The following is a 17,283-nucleotide window of genomic DNA, read 5'->3' on the forward strand; positions in this document are numbered from 1 at the left end:
CCGTGGATCGGTACTTGCAGCATCGGGAACGTCTGCTGACGTCGTCCAGGCCTCTACCGGACTTCGAAGCCGTGGGATCGAACGGGCCCTGGCTGCACCGCGCCGACGGCCACCGGGTCCTCGACGGATCGAGCGGCCTCCTCTGCGCGAACGTCGGGCAGAGCAGTCCCGCGGTCTTCTCCCGCATCGAGAGGCAGTTCTCCCGCTACTCGTTCGGCGGCGCCGCTGTCGTCCAGCCCCACATCCAGATGGAGCTGATGGACCGCCTGTGCCGCGTGGTGGGCCGACCGGAGGACTCCGTCGCGCTGACCACGTGCGGGACTCTCGGCGTGGAGGTCGCGGTGGGCCTGGCCCGGAACATCGTGCGGGTCCGCGACGGGAAGCGGCGCGGGGACATCCTGACCTCCAGCCTGTCGTACCACGGCAATTCCATGTTCACCCTCGGGGTCGCGGGCAACCAGATCCGCAACCCCCGTCCCGAAGACCGCTACGGTCTCGGCCCCGCCTTCCCTGCCCCCTACCCGCCGACGCACAGCCACGCCCACGAAGGGCACGGGTGTGACGCCTCGTGCGTCGAGGAGGTGGCGCGGGCGATCGACAGCAGGGACGCGGAGAACGTCGCCGCAGTCCTGATCGAGCCCATCAACGGGACCACGGGCGGCGCGTTCGTGCCCCCGGACGGATACCTGCGGCGGGTGTCGGAAGTCTGCCGAGAGCGCAGCGTCCTGGTCATCCACGACGAAGTCCTGACCGGTTTGTGGCGCACCGGCACGCCCCTGGCGAGTCATCACTGGGATGGCTGCGAGCCCGACCTGGTCATCCTGTCCAAGGGCTTGGGCGCCGGCTACGTCGGCGTGGGCGCCGTACTGGTGTCGCCCGAGATCGCGCCGCTGCTGCGCCACAAGGACGTGGACCCGCTGCCCGCGATGGGCACCATGGCCACCCATCCCCTCCAGGCCGCGGCCTGCCTCGGAGTCCTGGACGAGCTCGAAGCGATGGACTTCAGAGCCTTCGCCACTCGCGGAGAGCGCCTCGGAACGGCTCTGCGGTCCCTGACCGGCTGGGCGCCGGTGCGAGAGGTCCGGGGCGTCGGCCACCTGTACGGGGTGGAGGTCGCCCCTGGCCTGCTCTGGCCCCTGATGGAGGAGTGCGAGCGGCGCGGCGTCTTCTTCTACCCGTTCACCGGAGCCGGTGACCCGCGCAGCGAGGGCCTGGTCGTCGCGCCCCCGCTGAACTCCAGCGACGAGGACATCGACTTCCTGACGGCCGCGCTCACCGACGCGGTGGCCTCCCTCAGCTAGACCACACCCGCCGCGTCCCGCCCTTGGGGACGGACCGTCTCGCATCAGAATCCGAGGACACGACATGCAGTTTCCCATCACGGTCATCGACCAGCTCGATGAGGCCCAGCTCCGCAAGTGGCACGACTTCTACGGGGTGACCGCGGACCGGCCCCGCTTCGAGGAGGAGGGCATCTGGAGGCGCACCCAGCAGGAGGAGACGGCCGCGAACTCCGGCTGGTCGGGCGAGGGCGACGCGCGGCGTCGCATCGTCCACTACTGGCACCAGTACGGGCTCGTGGACACCACGGCCGCGCCGGCCCTCGCCATGACGCAGATGTACCTCTACCACTCGGTGGCCGCGCCGCTGGCCGAGATCGAGGTGGCGTGGGAGGAGAACCACGCCATGCTGGCCGAGGGCGGCTGGAAGAAGGTCGGGCCGGGCCGGTTCGAGCTGGGTGATCTGCGCGTCCACATGATCCGCGTCGAAGAGCACCCGGAGGACCTGCGGGCAGGCCGCTGGCTTCCGGCGGACTATGAGGTCATCGACACTACGTTCACCTCCGTCAACACGTTCCCGCCCAGGGCGATCCGGCGCCGGCCGTGGGAGGTCCTGACCCATGGGGTCCGGGTCAAGGACACCCCCGGACAGCCGGTCTACGCCGACGACCTGGCGCAGCTCACGGACTTCCTGCCGTTCCAGGTCGAGGTCGGCTGCGGCGTCTCCTACGAGGCCGGGATTCCGCCACTGCACCGGCTCCACGAGATGTACCACGTCAACGAGATCGAAGACGAGCAGCTGCGCAAGGGCTTCACGTTCGTCCTCGCCCCAGGGAGGGACCCGCTGCTCGCGGAGATGTTCCTCGACACCGAGGACAAGGTGGCGGAGCTGTCAGACATGTACCGGGCCTGCTTCGACGCCGAGGTCACCCCGGCGTTGCGCACCCTGAGGCGGATGGAGGAGGCCGGGCACATGGTCGGCCCGTTCATCACGAACAACTTCGACGCGCTCGGCGCCCGCGCCGGGTTCGAGGAGCAGTTCATGCGCCGCTACGACCAGCGGATTCCGCCGGTCACCTTCCACCCCGAGGCGAAGGCCCTGGTCGTTCTCGGGCTGCACGCCGACCGCCGGTGGGTGGCCAAGCGGGCCCGCGCGGCCGGCCTCAAGGTGTTCCTCGTCGACCCGGAGGGCTTCCCCCGTCCGGACGGAACCTGGTTCGAGTACCCGCTGGAGGCCCCGCAGACCGGTGACGTCGTCGTACGGCAGACGGCCGCCGTCGCGATCAGCGAGCTGGAGCAACTGCTGAACCCCAACGCGACCAGCGCGTGAAATGTGGGGCCGGGGAACGGCGCTAGCCTCTGGGCTCGTTCCCCGGCCCCGCCACGGGCCCCTCCCAGGATGAGAGTCAAGGAATGCGCATTTCAGTAATCGGCTGCGGACACCTCGGCATCCCGCACGCGGCGGCGATGGCCGAACTGGGTCACGAAGTCATCGGCGTGGACGTCGACCAGGCCAAGGTCGACAGCCTGAACTCCGGCCAGTGCCCCATCTACGAGATCGGACTTCCCGAGCTGCTCGCCCGCCACACCGCGAGCGGGCGCCTGCGGTTCACCACCGACATCCGCGAGGCCGCGGCCTTCGGCGAGTTGCACTTCATCGGCGTTGGCACGCCGATCGACGCGGACGGCCGCTCCTACGACACCGCACAGGTCTTCGGCGCTATCCGCCAGCTCGCCCCCCACTTGGACCGGCCGTGCACGATCGTCGGGAAGTCCACGGTCACTGTGGGCACCACCGTTCAGGTCACCACCCTCGCCCAGCGGCTGGCTCCCGCCGGCGAGGCCGTCGAGGTCGTGTGGAACCCGGAGTTCCTCCGTGAAGGCCATGCCGTGGAGGACACGCTCCGACCGGACCGTCTCATCGCAGGCGTCACCACTGCCGAGGGCGAGAAGGCGATCCGCGCCGTCTACGCCCCCATCCTCGACGCCGGTGTCCCGATCTTCATCACGGATCCGCAGACCGCTGAACTCGCCAAGGGCGCGGCGAACAGCTTCCTCGGTTTGAAGATCAGCTACATCAACGCGGTCGCCGACATGTGTCAGGCCGCCGGGGGCGATGTTTCCCAGATTGTGGACATCCTCGGCATCGACCCACGGATCGGCAGCGGCGGGATGCGGCCGGGCATCGGCTACGGCGGCGGCTGCCTCCCCAAGGACGTCCGCGCCTTCACCGCCTCCGCCCGCCAGCTCGGCGCCGAGCAGGCCGCCACGCTCCTGCTCGCCGCCGAGAAGATCAACGAGAGCCGCACCGACGTCGCCATGGACCTCATCCGCGAGGCCCTGGGTGACCGCACGGTCAAGAACGCCAAGATCACCGTGTGGGGCGCCGCCTTCAAGCCCGGCACCAACGACGTCCGCGAAAGCCCCGCGCTCGCGCTCGCCCATGCCCTCCAGCAGGCCGGCGGCAACGTCACCGTTCACGACCCGCAGGCCGTGGCCTCCGCCATGACCCGCAACCCCGAGCTGGACTACACCGACGACCTCGCCGAATCCGTCGACGGAGCCGACCTCGTCGTCCTGGCCACCGAGTGGCCGGAGTACCGGCAGACCGACCCCCGCGCCCTCGCGGCCCGAACGGCCAACCCCCTGCTCGTCGACTGCCGCACCACCCTGGACCCCGAGCCCTGGCGCACGGCCGGCTGGACCGTCCACCAGCTCGGACGCCCCGGGAAGTAGAGCCGGTCCCCAGCGAGAAGGCCCGCACCAGTTCCCCCTCGCCCTGGAAATCCGGAGGTGCCTCGCCATGACCAGTGACGACGTTCTACTCCGTCGCGCCGACGACCGCGACGCGCGTCCCGCGGCCGACGTCTGGCTGCGTTCCTTCGCCGCCGCGCTGCCCGCCGTGCGCTGCGCCCATGACGAGGCCGACGTACGCGACTGGTTCGCACGCGTGCTCGTGCCCCAATACGAGACCTGGGTCGCGGTCACCGGCGACAGCGTGGTCGGGCTCATGGTGCTGGGCGGCGGAGAGCTGAAGCAGCTCTACCTCGACCCCGCGTGGCGCGGTCGGCGCCTCGGTGACCGGTTCATGTACCTGGCGAAGCAGCGGCAGCCGGACGGGCTGGCGCTGTGGACGTTCCAGGTCAACGAATCGGCGCACCGGTTCTACGAGCGACACGGCTTCATCGCCGTCGAGCGAACGGACGGTCTGCGCAACGACGAGCGCGAGCCGGACGTCCGATACCTCTGGCAGCCCCGACCCCCGCGCTGACGTTGAAGGCGGTCACCCGAACTCCAGGGTGACCGCCTTCAACGTTGTAGGGCCGGTCTACGGTGTCGCAATGACAGTTCTGATCGTCGGCGGCAGCGGCTTCCTCGGGACCGAGCTGGTCCGGCAGGCGAGAACAGCAGGGCACACGACCGTCGCGACGTACGCGACCAAGCCCGGCTCCGCCTCCCCAACCACGTGGCGCCACCTTGATCTACGGGACGCGGGAACCCTGGACGCCGTCATGTCCGAGGTGCGCCCGCAGCTCGTCCTCAACGCGTCGAGCGGCTCGGCCGACTGGGCGACTACGGCAGAGGGCCCCATCCGCCTCGCGATGGCGGCGGCGAGGTACGGAACCCGCATGGTCCACGTGTCCAGTGACGCGGTGTTCTCCGGCGCGCGAGTCCGCTACGACGAGTCCAGCCTCCCCGACCCCGTCACCCCCTACGGCGCGGCCAAGGCCGCGGCAGAGACCGGCGTCCTCGCCGTGCACCCGAAGGCCGCGGTCGCCCGGACATCGCTGATCATCGGCCACGGGCGGTCGGTACACGAGAAGGCCGTGCACGAACTCGTCGCCGGCACGCGCGACGGCGTCCTGTTCACCGACGACATCCGCTGCCCTGTGCACGTCACCGACCTGGCCGCCGCCCTCCTGGAGCTGGCGGCCGCCGACGCGACCGGCGTCCACCACCTCGCAGGCCGCGACGCCGTGAGCCGACACGAACTGGGCACCCTCATCGCCAAGCGGGACGGGCTCGATGCCTCCCGGCTCCCCACCGGCCTACGGGTCGACAGCGCGCTCCCCGGCGCCCTCGACGTACGCCTCGACAGCCAGGCGACCCAGCGCGATCTGCGCACCACACTGCGCGGGGTCCGGCAGTTCCTGCATCGCTCTGGTGTAACAGCCCAGCCTGTGGGCCCATGAACGCGCGGCGGCTGGCCTTGGCTTTGTCGGCGAGTTGCTCTCCTCTACGAAGCCGCCGTCGACCACGGTGTGGACGATCCGGTGGCCGGCGGCCGCGTTCCAGCGGCGACAGTCGGCCTGCTGGGCGTTGAGGCCGTGGCCGTCGATTGCCTGGCCGATGGTCGAGACCCGGCGACCATGACGAGCCGGAGCCGGGCGCGGCGCGGATTCTGAGGGGCGCTCATGCGGCCGGCCGCACACAGAAATAGGTATAGACGTAACAGCCCTGGTCACTGTGCTTTCATGTCTTCGGCTGGCGGTAGCAGTCCAATTTCGCGGGCGGCCTTCATGTCGGCGTAGGCCTGTGTCCGTCCCACGTGTGTCGCTGGACAGACCAACTTTGTGATCACGCTTCGCGTGGACCAGTCGTTGGGTGCCTCCCACACAATCTCCGCAGTCTTCTCGATCCGGGGTAGGTAGATCGACCACCACTTCGGTCCGCAGCGGCGCCGTAGCTCCTCCAACAGCAAGATTTCGTCCCTGTCCATCAAGCCTGTGCGCATGCTGCTGCCTGGTGACCAGCCGTCGACGACCCACTTCCAGCCGTGTGGTGTCTCTTCGAAGGCGACGTCTGGCATCGTCGCCAGCGCGAGGGGAAGCGCGAGCTTGCGGGCGGAGGCTCGGACCTGATCCTTCTCCACCCCGGAGGAGAGACCGGTGACGGAGATGGCGTTGTCCGGCTCGGTGACACCCCCCTGATCGATGGTCACCGCGATACACATCTCCACCTCCGTGACCGCGCACCACAGACTGATGCGGAACCGGGGAGGAAAGAGCCGGCCCGCGACGGGTACCAGGGTCTCCTGGTACCAGGGCTCGTCACCGTCGTGATGCGACGGCTCGACGCACATACCTCCTGTCCAGTACGGGTTCACGACGCACTCCTGCTGGGCCAGAGCCCAGCGATCAGGAGGGCGAGCGTCGTGGTGACGCCGAACGTGCTTGCGGCCGTACGGACCGCGCTGACGAGGGGCTCGTGACCGGCCTGGGAGAGGACCATCGAGATCAGCGCGGCGACGAGGCCGACCACGGCGGCGCCCAAGATGTAGTGGCGTGGAATCTTCACTCGACAACTGTCTCGCCCAGGTCCGGATGAATCCATGCTGTGCCGGTCCGGAGAACCGACCTCGAAAAACTGGACAACCCCTGAGCAGCGATCATGCGGAACCTGTTCGGGTATCCGGCGACAGATCGCCCCGCCCCGGACGGGCTGTCAGTCGTGCTGCGAGACTTCGGCGGTGAGCACCACGCGCCGCCCACTCGGGCATGGACCGATCCCCCTCGACGACGACCAGGCCGCGCGTACCGCCCGCGGCCGTACGGCGGCGGAGCGGGCCGCCGAGGAGATTCCCCAGCAGTCCGTCCCGCGCGCGGAGTCCGGCTCGGCTACGGCCCGGCGGAACCTCGGCGCCGGACCTGGGGCCCGTTGATCCAGTCCCACAGGCCCTAGAGCAGCCGGATGTCGCAGACGCGGCTTCCGTGCAGGACGTGCCGCGCGCGCCCGGTCAGCGTTCACCCGGCCGGAGAGGTCGGCACTCCGGGTCGCCCGGCCGGTGTGCGTGCTGGTCCGGGCGGGTGCCGGACGCCGAATCCACTTGGATCGTTTCGGCCTCGCCGTGGATCACGCGGTCACAACGGCAGCAGATGAGCATCACGAACGCTCCGGTGCCGGGCACGACCAGACTTCGGTGGAGGTGACGTGGACACCCTGCGCGCCGTGGATGGTTCCGCGCTCGATGGCGCCCGCAGTGAGGAGGGCGCTGCAGGAAACGCAAGCACGGCCCAGGGCCTGGGCGTGGGTGAGGCGGGAGACCGAGGTGGGCAGGGGCATCAGGTGGCAGGCCACCGCCCGGGCGGTGGTCACCGGCCCGATCCGCTCTCGGCGTGCCGCGAGCACTTCACGATCGGCCAGGGCACGCTGAAACCCGCGACGATCGCCTCGCCCGCCGAGATCAGTTCGTCGTCGACGGCGCCGCAATCCCAGCAGGCGTGTCCGTGCAGGCGCGCTACGCTCACGTCCGCGATGTCGGCTACGACCAGATCGGCCATCGCCCCTCCCATCTGCTCGTTCAGTGCGGTCAGACAGATGATGGGCCGGGGAAAGGGCAGCAAGGGATACACGTCGTATCCCTAGGAGAGGTTGCCTAGACCGCGCCGATCCACTCCGCGAACGAGCTCAGCGACCCGGTGTCGGCACGCTTGATCCGACGGATCGTCTCGATGTCCTCCCGCGCCCAGGGGTGTTCGCGGACGTGCTGCGGCGCCAGCCGCCGGGCGACCTTCAACGACTCGAATGCGGCGTCCGGCCGACCGGCCCAGAGTTGGGCGCGGCCGATGTCGACGTAGAACCCGCTCCGGCGTTCGGCGGGGATCTCATCTCCCGGCTTCCAACCCCCGGCCATTTCCAGAGCCCGGCCGATGTGGTCGCCGCCGAGACTGACGGCGACCGCCACCTCGTGGATGCGAACGCTGGACGGTCCGAAAGCCGTACCGAGGTAGACGCCCTCTTCTAGGTGCTCCGCGAACCTTCCGGCCTCGCGTAGGTGGGCGTGCGCCGCGTCCGGCGCGCCGGCGCGAGCGGCCACCACGGCCGTCCGCATGTGCAGTGCCCCACGGAGAGCGGCAGCCTGGGTGGTTCCCGGGCCGGGTCCGGCGTCGAGTGCCCGTTCCAGAGTGATCTGTCCCGCGCGGTGGGCACGGGCCGCGAAGAACGTCTCCGCGTGGACGTACGCGGCGACCGCGCCGATGTCGGGGTCCTCGGTCTGCACGGCCGCCCATCGCATCACGTCGATCAGGCGCGCGGACAGGTCGTGCGCGCCGACCTTGTAGGCCACCGCGTCGGCCGCACGAGCGGCCGCCACCACCAGACGGGCCGCCGCGGCCCGATGCGTACCCGACGCGGCGTGCAGATGCGCCAGCGAGTCCGTCAGGAGGCCGGGTGCCGCGGCGGCGATCCGCCCGTACTGGGCAGCCAGCCGCCATCCGGTCGCCTCGTCGACGGCGCATGCCACCTCGGCGCGAGGTCTCGTAGGAGGGTCGAGCGGGACGTCGTACCCCGCGATCACAGCCGAGATCGAGGGCAGTGCCGTGTGGACCCTGCGACTGGTGCCCGTGTACGAACGGTCCAGCCGTGAGGGGCCCACGCCGAGCGCTGACGCGAGGGCTTCGAGAAGGACCGCGGACGGGGTACGGGCGCCGCGCTCGATCGACTTGACCATGGCGAGGGAGACATGGGACTCGCGTGCGAGGTCGGCTTGGGTCATGCGGCGGACGTGGCGCCGTGCTGCGATGCGCTGCCCGATGTGATCGGCCATGCAGGCACGGTACTGGTCCGCGAACCGGTCGGCGCCCGCTACGCCTTGGCGATGGCGACCAGCCTGACCAGTTCTGCCAGCGTGTCGATCGAGTAGTCCGCCGTCCGCCGCTCGCGGATCTCGTCGGCCCACCAGTGCCCCCACGGGCCGCGCCGTACGTGCGCGGTCAGCAGGCCGGCCGCTCGCGCCGGGGCCAGGTCGTTGGCCGGGTGGTCGCCGACGTAGAGGGTCTGCGCCGCGGGCGCGCCGGACACCTCCAACACCTTCTGGAAGAAGGCGGGTTCGGGCTTGGCGACGCCCCATTCTCCGGACGTCGCGACCAGGTCCGCCGGCAAGTCGAGCGCGCGCAGCAGTGTGCCGGCCTTCGGGCTCTGGTTTCCCGCGACGACGACACGGACCCCGGCCGCCCGGAGGGCGGAGAGGGAGGGGCGCACGTCGTCGTACAGGTCCGTATCGTCGAGTTGCTCGCCGCGTCCTGCCGCCTCGCGGGCGGCGTACTCGGCCTGGATGTCGATGTCCGGCCGGAGCAGGCGGAGCGCGTCGGAGTTGTCGCGGCCGTCGATGACGACCGCGCCGACGAGCGCGGACAGCGTGTGCCGTGGCACGCCGAGCCAGTCGGCCCAGGCCCCCCAGTAGCGGTCATCGCGGGTCAGGGTCTCGCCTACGTCCAGGACGACGGTGCGGATCATCCGGTCAGCCTACGGTGCTCCGGCGCCCGCCCCCAGTGCTACGCCGGCCGGTCCGTGGCCGGGGTGGCCGGGGCGGCCGACGGGGCCGGAGTGGTCGTCAGGAGGGGGCGGACGTGGGTCAGGAGGAGGTCCAGGAAGCGGTCCGGGCGGCGGAACGACGCGAAGTGGCTGCAGCCCTCGATCACCGCGAAGTGTTTGACCGGGGCCTCGACCTCCTCGAAGTACGCATGGGCGGAGGCCGTCGGGGTGAGCACGTCGTACTCGCCCTGGAAGACGAAGAAGGGGATCTCGAAGCGCGTCCCCTCGGCCCGGTCGTCGAACCCGGCCGTTCCCCCGGTGATCCGCTCCGAGAACGACTGCCCCTTGAAGAAGTCCCGCAGGTCGCGCAGCGAGTGCAGCGGCGACAGCCACATCGAGCCCAGCACCACCTTCTTGATCGTGTCGAGCGTCAGCGGGTCGCTCTGCGCGCAGAGCTTGGCGTACGTCGCCTGCTGCCGCGGCGTCCACGCGTACGGGTCCGGGCCGATCTCCTCGACCCGCGCGACCTGCTTGTGCTTCCCGGCGGCGCGCAGCCGCTCCAGCAGGGCGTCGTAGGCGGAGGTGTCGCGGCCGCCGGTGTGGATGTTCTGGTCGGTGCCGACGTAGGCGGAGTAGAGCTCGGGGTGCGCGCGGGCCAGCCGTAGCCCGAAGGCGCTGCCGTAGGAGTTGGCGAGGAGCACCACCCGCTCGGCGCCCAGCAGGCGCCGGGCGTGGTGCGTGACCTCCAGGACGTCCTCGTAGAGCCGCTCGAAAGTGGCCTCGCCCTGGCCCTCCGGGCCGCCCCGGCCGAAGGTCTTGCCGGCGCCGCGCATGTCCCAGCGGAGAAGCGTGAAGTGGCGCTCCCAGGAGCGGGTGCGGGCCGTGTAGATGGAGTTGGCGGCGCCGGGGCCGCCGTGGATCTCTACGACGACCGGGTTGGCGCGGTCCTCGCCGCGCACCGAGATCCACTGGTCGATGCCGCCGATGCGGACGAAGCCCCGCTCGTCGATGCCCTGCGGGGAATCGATCCGCAGGGCCTTGGCGGCCTGCGCGCGGCGCAGCGCGCGGTGGGCGAAGAGTCCGGCGGCGGGGGTGGCGAGGGCGGCGGCGGTGAGAGCGGCGATGGCGGTGGCGATCACTGTGTCCTCCGTAAACTGTGTCTAGTGGATACAGACTGTCGCTTATGAAAAACTTAGGCTGACGACGAGCTACGCTGTGTAGAGCTAGGTGCAGCGTGGGAGGGGTAGAAGAGACGGGGGGGGGGTCGGCGGGGACGGGCGCGTTCGTGAGGCGGGCCCAGGCGGCGGCCGCGGAGCGGGGCTCGCCGAGGCGGCCCTCGTGGGCGAGGAGGAGGAGCTCGGCGTCCTCGATGTCGTGGCAGCGCTCGACGCGGGTGCCGGAGGCGAGGAGCCGGGGGTAGACGGCGGCGGTGGACCGCCAGATCCAGCGGGTGCCGGCGGGCGCGGCGCGGATCGCCTCGGCGGGGTCGGCTGCGGTGATGCGGGCTCCGCCCGACGCGGGGTCCAGGGGCATGGCCTGCCACCGGCCGTCGCCGTCTTCGGCGAGGACCCACCTCGGGGTGTGCTCGGTCATGAGTGCGAGTGTCCCACCGGGGGCTGACAGGCCCGCTCCGCGCCGCGCGGGCGGCTCCCCGCGGGGCCCCGCGCGGGCGGCTCCCCCGGGGCTCCGCGCCCCCGTACCCCGGGGCTCCGCGCCCCCGTACCCCGGGGCCTCGCGCCCCGCACGCCGGGGCCCCGCACCCCTGAGCCGGGGTGTCCCCGGTGCGTGCCAAGCTGGAGGGGTGAGAGACATCGTCGACCGGGCCTGCGAGGCCGCGCTGTACGGGCAGGATGACGCCGGGCTGGACGCCGGGGCCTCGGTGCTCGTGGCCGAGGGCGAGCGGTGGGCCGGGGTCGGCCAGGCGCTGCTCGCGCGCGGCGAGGAGTACGTGCGCCAGGCCTGGGAGCGGGGGTGGCGGCCGCAGGACGTGCTGCGCCTGGTGCGGCGGGACCTGGCGCCGGTGCACGTGCGGATCTGCGAGGACCTGGTCGCCGCCGAGGCGCGGCGGTACGCGCGGCTGCCCGAGCGGTGGACGGACGCCGAGCCGTGGTGGGGGGACGACACGCGGTACGGGGAAGCGCTCGCGGGGCGGGAGCGGACCGACCGGTTCACCCTGGCCGGGGCCGTGCTGGAGGTCTTCCGGCTGCTGATCCGGCTGCCGTCCATAGAACCGGTCGGACCCCTGCCGGGCGACGCGGCCGGCCTGCTCGAACACGCGCACATCGAGCCCCGCATGCTCGGCCGCATCCGGGCGCTCCTGGCGAAGGCCGAGGCGACGAACTTCCCGGAGGAGGCGGAGGCCCTCAGCGCCAAGGCGCAGGAACTCATGGCCCGGCACACCGTCGACGAGGCCCTGCTCGCCGTGCGGACGGGCGTCAAGCAGATGCCCGGAGCCTGCCGGATCGGCGTCGAGGCCCCGTACGAGGAGGCCAAGGCGGTCCTGCTGGACGCCGTGGCCGGCGCGAACCGCTGCCGGGCCGTCTGGAACAGCGCGTACGAGTTCTCCACCGTCGTCGGCTTCGAAAGCGACCTGGAGGCCGTCGAACTCCTCTACACCTCGCTGCTCGTGCAGGGCACCGCCGCCATGACCCGCGCCGAGGCCGGGCAGCGGGCGGGCGGGCGCAAGCGGACCAAGACCTTCCGGCAGTCCTTCCTCCTCGCCTACGCGAGCCGGCTGGGCCAGCGCCTCGCCGAGACCGCCGAGCACACGGTGGCCGAGGCCCCCGACAACCTGCCCGCCCTGGTCGCCCGGGACGTGGCCGTCACCTCGCGGGCCGAGGAGATGTTCCCCCGGACCACCACGACCCGGCTGCGCGGGGCCACCGACCTCGCGGGCTGGGAGGACGGCACGGCGGCCGCCGACCGCGCGCACATGGCGGACGGCGGGCGCCCGTCCCTGCGCAACTGACCGAGGGGGCCCGGGATCCGGGGTCCCGGGCCCCCTCGCTCGGCGCTTGGTGCTTGGCACTCGGTGCTCGGCGCCCCGCTCGCTCGGCGCTCAGCGTTCCGTGGCTGGTGCCGTCGCCTCCGGCTCCTCCCGGAGCGCCCGCGCCTCCGCCTTCAGGATCCGCGCCGACCTGCCCAGCCCGCGCGCCATCTCGGGCAGCTTCTTCGAGCCGAAGAGCATCAGGCAGACGAGTACGAGGATGGCGAGGTGCCAGGGTTCCACGGCGTTCCTGAGCATGTGTGTTCCCGTCTTCCGGAGGCCGCCGGCGCGGTGCCGACGGGCCGATGATCGGCGCTTCCGGGCGAAAACACCATGGATCGGGGCATGTCTGAAGAAGACCTGAAAGCCGACCCGGGCGTTACCCTTCGTGCCATGAGCTGGGTCCGGGCGCTGAAGGACACCGCCCGATCCGGGCTGAGGATCGAGCGGACCCGTCTCCAGCCCCTCGTCGCCGTCCGCGCCGCCGCCGGCCTCGCGATCGTGGTCGGCCTGAGCCTGGCCTTCCTCGGGCCCGGATCCGCCGCCAGCTCCGCCTTCGGTGCCTACATGGCGGCCATCGCCACCTTCCAGAAGAGCTGGCGGCCGCGCCCCGTCCTGGCGCTGGCCGCCGGACTGACGCTGGCCGTCTCCACCTTCATCGGCTACCTCGTCGGGTCCTCGCACGTCTTCGCCTTCATGCTGCTGCTCGCCGTGTGGTGCTTCGCGGCGGGCCTGATGTGGGCGGCCGGGCCCACCGCCGGCATGATCGCCTCCGGCAACGTCGCGATCATGCTGGTCACGGTCACCCTGCCCACCTCCGTGCCGCAGGCCGCCGGGCACGCCGCGCTGATCGCCGCCGGCGGGGTGGTCCAGGCCCTGCTGATCGTGCTCTTCCCCATCGGCCGCTGGGGCGCCCAGCGCGAGGCCCTGGCCGACGCGCTCGCCGCCGAGGCCGACTACGCGCGCCGCCTGCGCCACGACCCCGTCGCCTCCTTCGACCCGCAGCCGCTGATGAGGGCGCGCGACGCCGCGACCGTCACCTCCCGCCAGGCCCGCCGGCGCCCCGCCGAGCTGCACGGCGCGCGCGGGCTCGCGGAGCGGATCCGGCCCGTGCTGGCCTCGCTGGCGGACCCGGCGGTCGGCGCCCCCGCCGAGGGCCCCGCGCGGGACCGGGTGCGCGAGCTGCTCGCCGCGGCCGGGTCGGTGCTGGACGCCGCCGCGCTGGCGATCCGCCGCGGGGAACCCGTACGGCTGCCCGCGCCGGCCCTCGCGGTGCTGAAGGCGCCCGACACCGAGGACCTGCTGCGGGGCGCGCCGCTGCGGGCCGCGCGCCGGCTCGCGGCCCTGCTGGACGACGTGCTGGAGACCGCCGAACCGGGTTCCGGGCGCACCGCCGACCCCGGGGAGTCGATGCTGCGGCCCAGCCTGCCGGCGCTCGTGCCGATGGTGCTGGCCGCCGTACGGGCCGAGCTGCGCCCCGGATCGCCGATCCTGCGGCACGCGCTGCGCGTCACCGTCGTCGCCTGCGCGGGCTACCTCATCGGCCACGCGCTGCCGTTCGGCCACGCCTACTGGGCTCCGATGACCTCCGTCATGGTGATGCGCCCCGATTTCACGCAGACCTACACCCGGGCCGTCGCCCGCTTCGGCGGCACCCTGGTCGGGGTGGCCTTCGCGACCGCCGTGGTCCAGCTCGCGCATCCGGGGATGTGGCTGTCCGGGCTCCTGGCCGTGATCAGCGCGGGCCTGATGTACACGCTGATGCGCACCGGATACGCCGTCTCGATGGTCTTCGTCTCCGCGTACGTCGTCTTCCTGCTCGGCATGGGCGGCGTCCGCTGGGAGCAGACCGTGCCCGACCGGGTCGCCCTCACCCTGCTCGGCGGGATCCTCGCGATGGTCGCCTACGCCGTCTACCCGGCCTGGGAGACCCCGCGGCTGCGGACCCGGCTGGCGGACTGGGTGGCGGCCAACGGGCGGTACGCGGCGGCCGTGCTCGGGCAGTACGCCGACCCGGCCGGGGCCCGGCGCGGCGAGGTCCGGGAGGCGCTGCTGGCGGTCCGCGACGCCCGGGTCGCCTGGCAGGACGCGGTGGCCAGGGCCGAGGGGGAGCCCGTGCGCCACCGCGGGATCTCCCGGGCGGCGGCCGACGACGCGGGCCGCGCCCTGGCGGCGATGGGCCGGCACGCGATGCTGCTGGAGGCCCACTTCCCGGACCGCGGGCAGGCTCCGGTCCCCGGCGCGGCGGACCTGGCCAGGGCGCTGAGCACGGCGACGGAGGCGGGCGCGAAGGCGGTGCGCGAACGCCGGGTGCCCGAGTGGGACGGGGTCCGCGCGGTGCCGGCCGACTGGGGCGCCGGGGCGCCGGGCGTGCTGCGCGGGGCGGCCGGGCAACTGCTGGAATCACTGGACGAGGTCTCCGACGCGCTGCGCGGCGGACCCCGGCCCGGACCCCGGCCCGGACCCCCGCCCGGACAGGGAACAGCGCCGGGAACAGCGCCCGAGTCAGCGCCGTGAACCGGGCCGGGTCCGGGGCCGTGTCCCTAGCGGCGCCTGTGCCTCCGCTCATGCACGTGCATCTGCCCATGCATGCCGTCTTGAACACAGCTATGATCCCGTGCAGTTGACATCTGCACTATCGGGGGCTTCCTGTGGACCACGCGTACAACGGGATGGCAGCTGCAGAGCTTGACGGGGTGACCTGGCAGAAGAGCAGGCACAGCAACTCCCAAGGTTCCTGTGTGGAGTTCGCCAAACTGCCGGGCGGCGATGTCGCCATGCGCAATTCCCGGTTCCCGGACGGGCCGGCGCTCGTGTACACGCCGGCCGAGATAGAAGCACTGCTGCTGGGCGTCAAGGACGGCGAGTTCGATCACCTGATCAGCTGACAGAACCGGAAGACCGCCTGGATTCAAGCCATGCACGTGCACTGGCCGGGACCGATCGCAATGATCAATCCCGGCCGGTTGCCGTATTTGTGGCGGTTCAGTCCTGGAGCGTGAACAGCGCCCAGACGACCTTGCCGGTCAGCCGTCCCGCGAGCGGGTGCCAGCCCCAGCTGTCGCTGTAGGAGTCGACGAGGAAGAGCCCGCGCCCCGACTCCAGGTCGCAGTTGCGCTGCGCGGCCTCGGGCTGGAAGTTCCCGCCGGGCCGGTCCTCGCTGGGGTCGCGCACCGCACACACCAGCCGGGTGCTCCACCGCATCAGGTGCAGCCGCACCGGCGGCTCGCCCTCGCCCGCCGCCGACCCGGAATCCTCGGGCAGGGCATGGCGCAGCGCGTTGGTGACGAGTTCGGAGACGACCAGTGCCACGTCGTCGAAGCGTTCGTCGAGGCCCCACTGCGCGAGGGTGGAACGGGTGAAGGTGCGTGCTCCGCGCACCGCCTCGTAGCGGGCGGGCAGAGCGCATGAAGCGGACCCGGAGACAGCCGTGGGGTCGACCGGGGGAAGCCCCTGCCGTAACGGCTCGAGCATGGTCGATCCATTCGTCCCCATGCGAGGCACTCCCGGGATTCGAAAGAACTGCGGGGCACGCAGGTGCGCGGGACCATGCTTCCGAATGCGGAAGCCGGATGCAAGGGCAGATGCACGTGCACGCGCCGGACCTGTCCACTCCCGTGCCGATTCTTGCTCATTTCTTCCTACGCGTACTTACGGACTTCTTTTACGGCGGGGCGGATTCCGTTACAGAACGAGTACGGTCCGATGCGTTTTGGTGGCAGACTGCGGGCCCTGAGGGGCACGGGGGCCTCTGCGACGCAGCCATCAAACGGTGCAGTCATCAAGCGCCGTAACCGAGACGTGGGGAGGGCAGGACTAGTGACCGCAGAAGCCAGTGGTTCTGTGGTGCGCCGCATCCTCCTGGGTTCGCAACTCAGGCGACTCCGAGAATCCCGCGGCATCACCCGTGAGGCGGCCGGCTACTCGATCCGCGCATCCGAATCGAAGATCAGCCGCTTGGAGTTGGGAAGGGTGAGCTTCAAGTCCAGAGACGTCGAGGACCTCCTCACGCTCTACGGAGTCACGGACGGCGCGGAGCGGGAGTCCCTCCTGGGGCTGGTCCGCGAGGCCAATGTGGCCGGCTGGTGGCACAGCTACGGCGACGTCCTGCCGGGCTGGTTCCAGACGTACGTCGGACTGGAAGGCGCCGCCTCCCTCATCCGCATCTACGAAGTCCAGTTCGTGCACGGCCTGTTGCAGACCGAGGCCTACGCCCAGGCCGTCGTCAGCCGCGGCATGCCCGGCGCCGGCCGCGCCGAGATCGACCGCCGCGTCGCCCTGCGCCTGGAGCGCCAGAAGGTCCTCGTCTCCGAGAACGCGCCCGTCTTCCACGCCGTGCTCGACGAGGCCGCGCTGCGCCGCCCGTACGGCGACCGCGACGTGATGCGCGGTCAGCTGGAGCACCTCATCGAGGTCTCACAGCGGCCGAACGTACAGCTCCAGGTCATGCCGTTCTCCTTCGGCGGACACTCCGGCGAGAGCGGCGCCTTCACCCTGCTGCGCTTCCCCGAGTCCGACCTGCAGGACGTCGTCTATCTGGAACAGCTCACCAGTGCCCTCTACCTGGACAAAGACGAGGAAGTGGCGCAGTACGAACGGGCGATGCTGCGCCTCCAGGCGGACTGCCCCGACCCCGACCGGACCCGGGATCTCCTCCGCGGTCTCCTCCAACTGTCTTGATTCGCACGTAGTATGACGTCTGATCAGTGCATGACGATGACCGTTGGGTCTCCGGTGCAGCGCAAGGACGCGCGCTCGCAGTAA

Annotated in this window: 19 protein-coding genes and 1 pseudogene; 10 read left to right on the plus strand and 10 right to left on the minus strand. The window is 71.4% G+C overall.

Translation table 11 applies throughout. From position 1 onward, the window contains the following. The first annotated feature begins 71 nt into the window (after nt 1-71). The 5 genes from DRB89_RS25840 (at nt 72) to DRB89_RS25860 (ending at nt 5,473) form a co-directional block, all read left to right on the plus strand. Entirely contained in the window at nt 72-1,301 is a 1,230-nt protein-coding gene (locus DRB89_RS25840; RefSeq protein WP_162688724.1) for an aminotransferase class III-fold pyridoxal phosphate-dependent enzyme, read from the plus strand. A 64-nt stretch (nt 1,302-1,365) separates the two neighbouring features. After that, entirely contained in the window at nt 1,366-2,610 is a 1,245-nt protein-coding gene (locus tag DRB89_RS25845) for a hypothetical protein (RefSeq protein ID WP_112450713.1), read from the plus strand. Between the two features lie 83 nt (nt 2,611-2,693). Next, nucleotides 2,694-4,016, plus strand: coding sequence for a UDP-glucose/GDP-mannose dehydrogenase family protein (locus tag DRB89_RS25850; protein WP_112450714.1), 1,323 nt, complete (start codon nt 2,694-2,696; stop codon nt 4,014-4,016). Nucleotides 4,017-4,083: 67 nt separating this feature from the next. Then, nucleotides 4,084-4,551: a GNAT family N-acetyltransferase gene (locus tag DRB89_RS25855; RefSeq protein ID WP_112450715.1), complete on the plus strand. Its 468-nt coding sequence runs from the start codon at nt 4,084-4,086 to the stop codon at nt 4,549-4,551. Between the two features lie 70 nt (nt 4,552-4,621). Beyond that, complete coding sequence (locus DRB89_RS25860) at nt 4,622-5,473, plus strand: sugar nucleotide-binding protein (protein WP_112450716.1); 852 nt, start codon at nt 4,622-4,624, stop codon at nt 5,471-5,473. 269 nt (nt 5,474-5,742) lie between these two features. Here DRB89_RS25860 and DRB89_RS25865 read toward each other — a convergent pair whose 3' ends face one another. Then, a complete protein-coding gene (locus tag DRB89_RS25865) occupies nt 5,743-6,387 on the minus strand; it encodes a hypothetical protein (RefSeq protein ID WP_162688725.1) in 645 nt (214 codons plus the stop codon). Next, nucleotides 6,384-6,578 (minus strand): hypothetical protein, encoded by a 195-nt coding sequence (locus DRB89_RS25870; RefSeq protein WP_112450718.1) that lies wholly within the window; start codon nt 6,576-6,578, stop codon nt 6,384-6,386. The genes DRB89_RS25865 and DRB89_RS25870 overlap by 4 nt, the downstream gene beginning before the upstream one ends. 172 nt (nt 6,579-6,750) lie before the next feature. Between DRB89_RS25870 and DRB89_RS43150 the strand changes: the two genes are divergently transcribed. Further along, the gene (locus DRB89_RS43150) at nt 6,751-6,942 is read left to right on the plus strand and encodes a YdaU family protein (protein ID WP_162688726.1); all 192 of its coding nucleotides are present in this window, start codon (nt 6,751-6,753) and stop codon (nt 6,940-6,942) included. A 221-nt stretch (nt 6,943-7,163) separates the two neighbouring features. Here DRB89_RS43150 and DRB89_RS25875 read toward each other — a convergent pair whose 3' ends face one another. From DRB89_RS25875 to DRB89_RS44940, 6 genes and pseudogenes are all read right to left on the minus strand, one after another. Next, nucleotides 7,164-7,376, minus strand: coding sequence for a hypothetical protein (locus DRB89_RS25875; protein ID WP_112450719.1), 213 nt, complete (start codon nt 7,374-7,376; stop codon nt 7,164-7,166). Further along, nucleotides 7,373-7,633: a hypothetical protein gene (locus DRB89_RS25880; RefSeq protein ID WP_162688727.1), complete on the minus strand. Its 261-nt coding sequence runs from the start codon at nt 7,631-7,633 to the stop codon at nt 7,373-7,375. The genes DRB89_RS25875 and DRB89_RS25880 overlap by 4 nt, the downstream gene beginning before the upstream one ends. Nucleotides 7,634-7,656: 23 nt before the next feature. Beyond that, complete coding sequence (locus DRB89_RS25885; protein WP_112450721.1) at nt 7,657-8,826, minus strand: helix-turn-helix transcriptional regulator; 1,170 nt, start codon at nt 8,824-8,826, stop codon at nt 7,657-7,659. Nucleotides 8,827-8,864: 38 nt separating this feature from the next. Continuing rightward, nucleotides 8,865-9,515, minus strand: a complete 651-nt coding sequence (locus tag DRB89_RS25890) for an HAD family hydrolase (RefSeq protein WP_204357822.1) — start codon at nt 9,513-9,515, stop codon at nt 8,865-8,867. Between the two features lie 38 nt (nt 9,516-9,553). Further along, the gene (locus tag DRB89_RS25895) at nt 9,554-10,672 is read right to left on the minus strand and encodes an alpha/beta hydrolase (protein WP_112450722.1); all 1,119 of its coding nucleotides are present in this window, start codon (nt 10,670-10,672) and stop codon (nt 9,554-9,556) included. A gap of 100 nt (nt 10,673-10,772) precedes the next feature. Further along, nucleotides 10,773-11,066, minus strand: a pseudogene (locus DRB89_RS44940) (bifunctional 3'-5' exonuclease/DNA polymerase); the annotation flags it as partial. Nucleotides 11,067-11,334: 268 nt separating this feature from the next. Between DRB89_RS44940 and DRB89_RS25905 the strand changes: the two are divergent. Next, nucleotides 11,335-12,501 carry a DUF2786 domain-containing protein gene (locus DRB89_RS25905; protein ID WP_112450433.1) on the plus strand — a complete coding sequence of 389 codons (1,167 nt, stop codon included), beginning with the start codon at nt 11,335-11,337 and terminating at the stop codon, nt 12,499-12,501. A gap of 90 nt (nt 12,502-12,591) precedes the next feature. Here DRB89_RS25905 and tatA read toward each other — a convergent pair whose 3' ends face one another. Next, on the minus strand, nt 12,592-12,777 hold the full coding sequence (gene tatA, locus DRB89_RS25910) for a Sec-independent protein translocase subunit TatA (RefSeq protein ID WP_112450434.1): 186 nt from the start codon (nt 12,775-12,777) through the stop codon (nt 12,592-12,594). Between the two features lie 135 nt (nt 12,778-12,912). Between tatA and DRB89_RS25915 the strand changes: the two genes are divergently transcribed. Both DRB89_RS25915 and DRB89_RS25920 read left to right on the plus strand, forming a co-directional pair. Next, nucleotides 12,913-15,036, plus strand: a complete 2,124-nt coding sequence (locus DRB89_RS25915) for an FUSC family protein (RefSeq protein WP_112450435.1) — start codon at nt 12,913-12,915, stop codon at nt 15,034-15,036. A 134-nt stretch (nt 15,037-15,170) separates the two neighbouring features. Then, complete coding sequence (locus tag DRB89_RS25920) at nt 15,171-15,407, plus strand: DUF397 domain-containing protein (protein WP_112450436.1); 237 nt, start codon at nt 15,171-15,173, stop codon at nt 15,405-15,407. Between the two features lie 97 nt (nt 15,408-15,504). Here the strand turns inward: DRB89_RS25920 and DRB89_RS25925 are convergent, their stop codons facing one another. Further along, nucleotides 15,505-15,993 (minus strand): ATP-binding protein, encoded by a 489-nt coding sequence (locus DRB89_RS25925; protein ID WP_112450437.1) that lies wholly within the window; start codon nt 15,991-15,993, stop codon nt 15,505-15,507. Between the two features lie 369 nt (nt 15,994-16,362). Between DRB89_RS25925 and DRB89_RS25930 the strand changes: the two genes are divergently transcribed. Then, on the plus strand, nt 16,363-17,199 hold the full coding sequence (locus DRB89_RS25930; RefSeq protein WP_204358067.1) for a helix-turn-helix transcriptional regulator: 837 nt from the start codon (nt 16,363-16,365) through the stop codon (nt 17,197-17,199). Nucleotides 17,200-17,283 lie beyond the last annotated feature (84 nt).

This window comes from Streptomyces sp. ICC4 (assembly GCF_003287915.1).
In the GTDB taxonomy this organism is placed as follows: Bacteria; Actinomycetota; Actinomycetes; order Streptomycetales; family Streptomycetaceae; genus Streptomyces; species Streptomyces tritrimontium.

What these genes read in the sequence shown, in the direction of transcription:
- DRB89_RS25845 (WP_112450713.1), top strand. Translation starts at nt 1,366, where the DNA reads ATGCAGTTTCCCATCACGGTCATCGACCAGCTCGATGAGGCCCAGCTC.
- DRB89_RS25850 (WP_112450714.1), top strand. Translation starts at nt 2,694, where the DNA reads ATGCGCATTTCAGTAATCGGCTGCGGACACCTCGGCATCCCGCACGCG.
- DRB89_RS25855 (WP_112450715.1), top strand. Translation starts at nt 4,084, where the DNA reads ATGACCAGTGACGACGTTCTACTCCGTCGCGCCGACGACCGCGACGCG.
- DRB89_RS25860 (WP_112450716.1), top strand. Translation starts at nt 4,622, where the DNA reads ATGACAGTTCTGATCGTCGGCGGCAGCGGCTTCCTCGGGACCGAGCTG.
- DRB89_RS25885 (WP_112450721.1), bottom strand. Translation starts at nt 8,826, where the DNA reads ATGGCCGATCACATCGGGCAGCGCATCGCAGCACGGCGCCACGTCCGC.
- DRB89_RS25890 (WP_204357822.1), bottom strand. Translation starts at nt 9,515, where the DNA reads ATGATCCGCACCGTCGTCCTGGACGTAGGCGAGACCCTGACCCGCGAT.
- tatA (WP_112450434.1), bottom strand. Translation starts at nt 12,777, where the DNA reads ATGCTCAGGAACGCCGTGGAACCCTGGCACCTCGCCATCCTCGTACTC.
- DRB89_RS25915 (WP_112450435.1), top strand. Translation starts at nt 12,913, where the DNA reads ATGAGCTGGGTCCGGGCGCTGAAGGACACCGCCCGATCCGGGCTGAGG.
- DRB89_RS25925 (WP_112450437.1), bottom strand. Translation starts at nt 15,993, where the DNA reads ATGCTCGAGCCGTTACGGCAGGGGCTTCCCCCGGTCGACCCCACGGCT.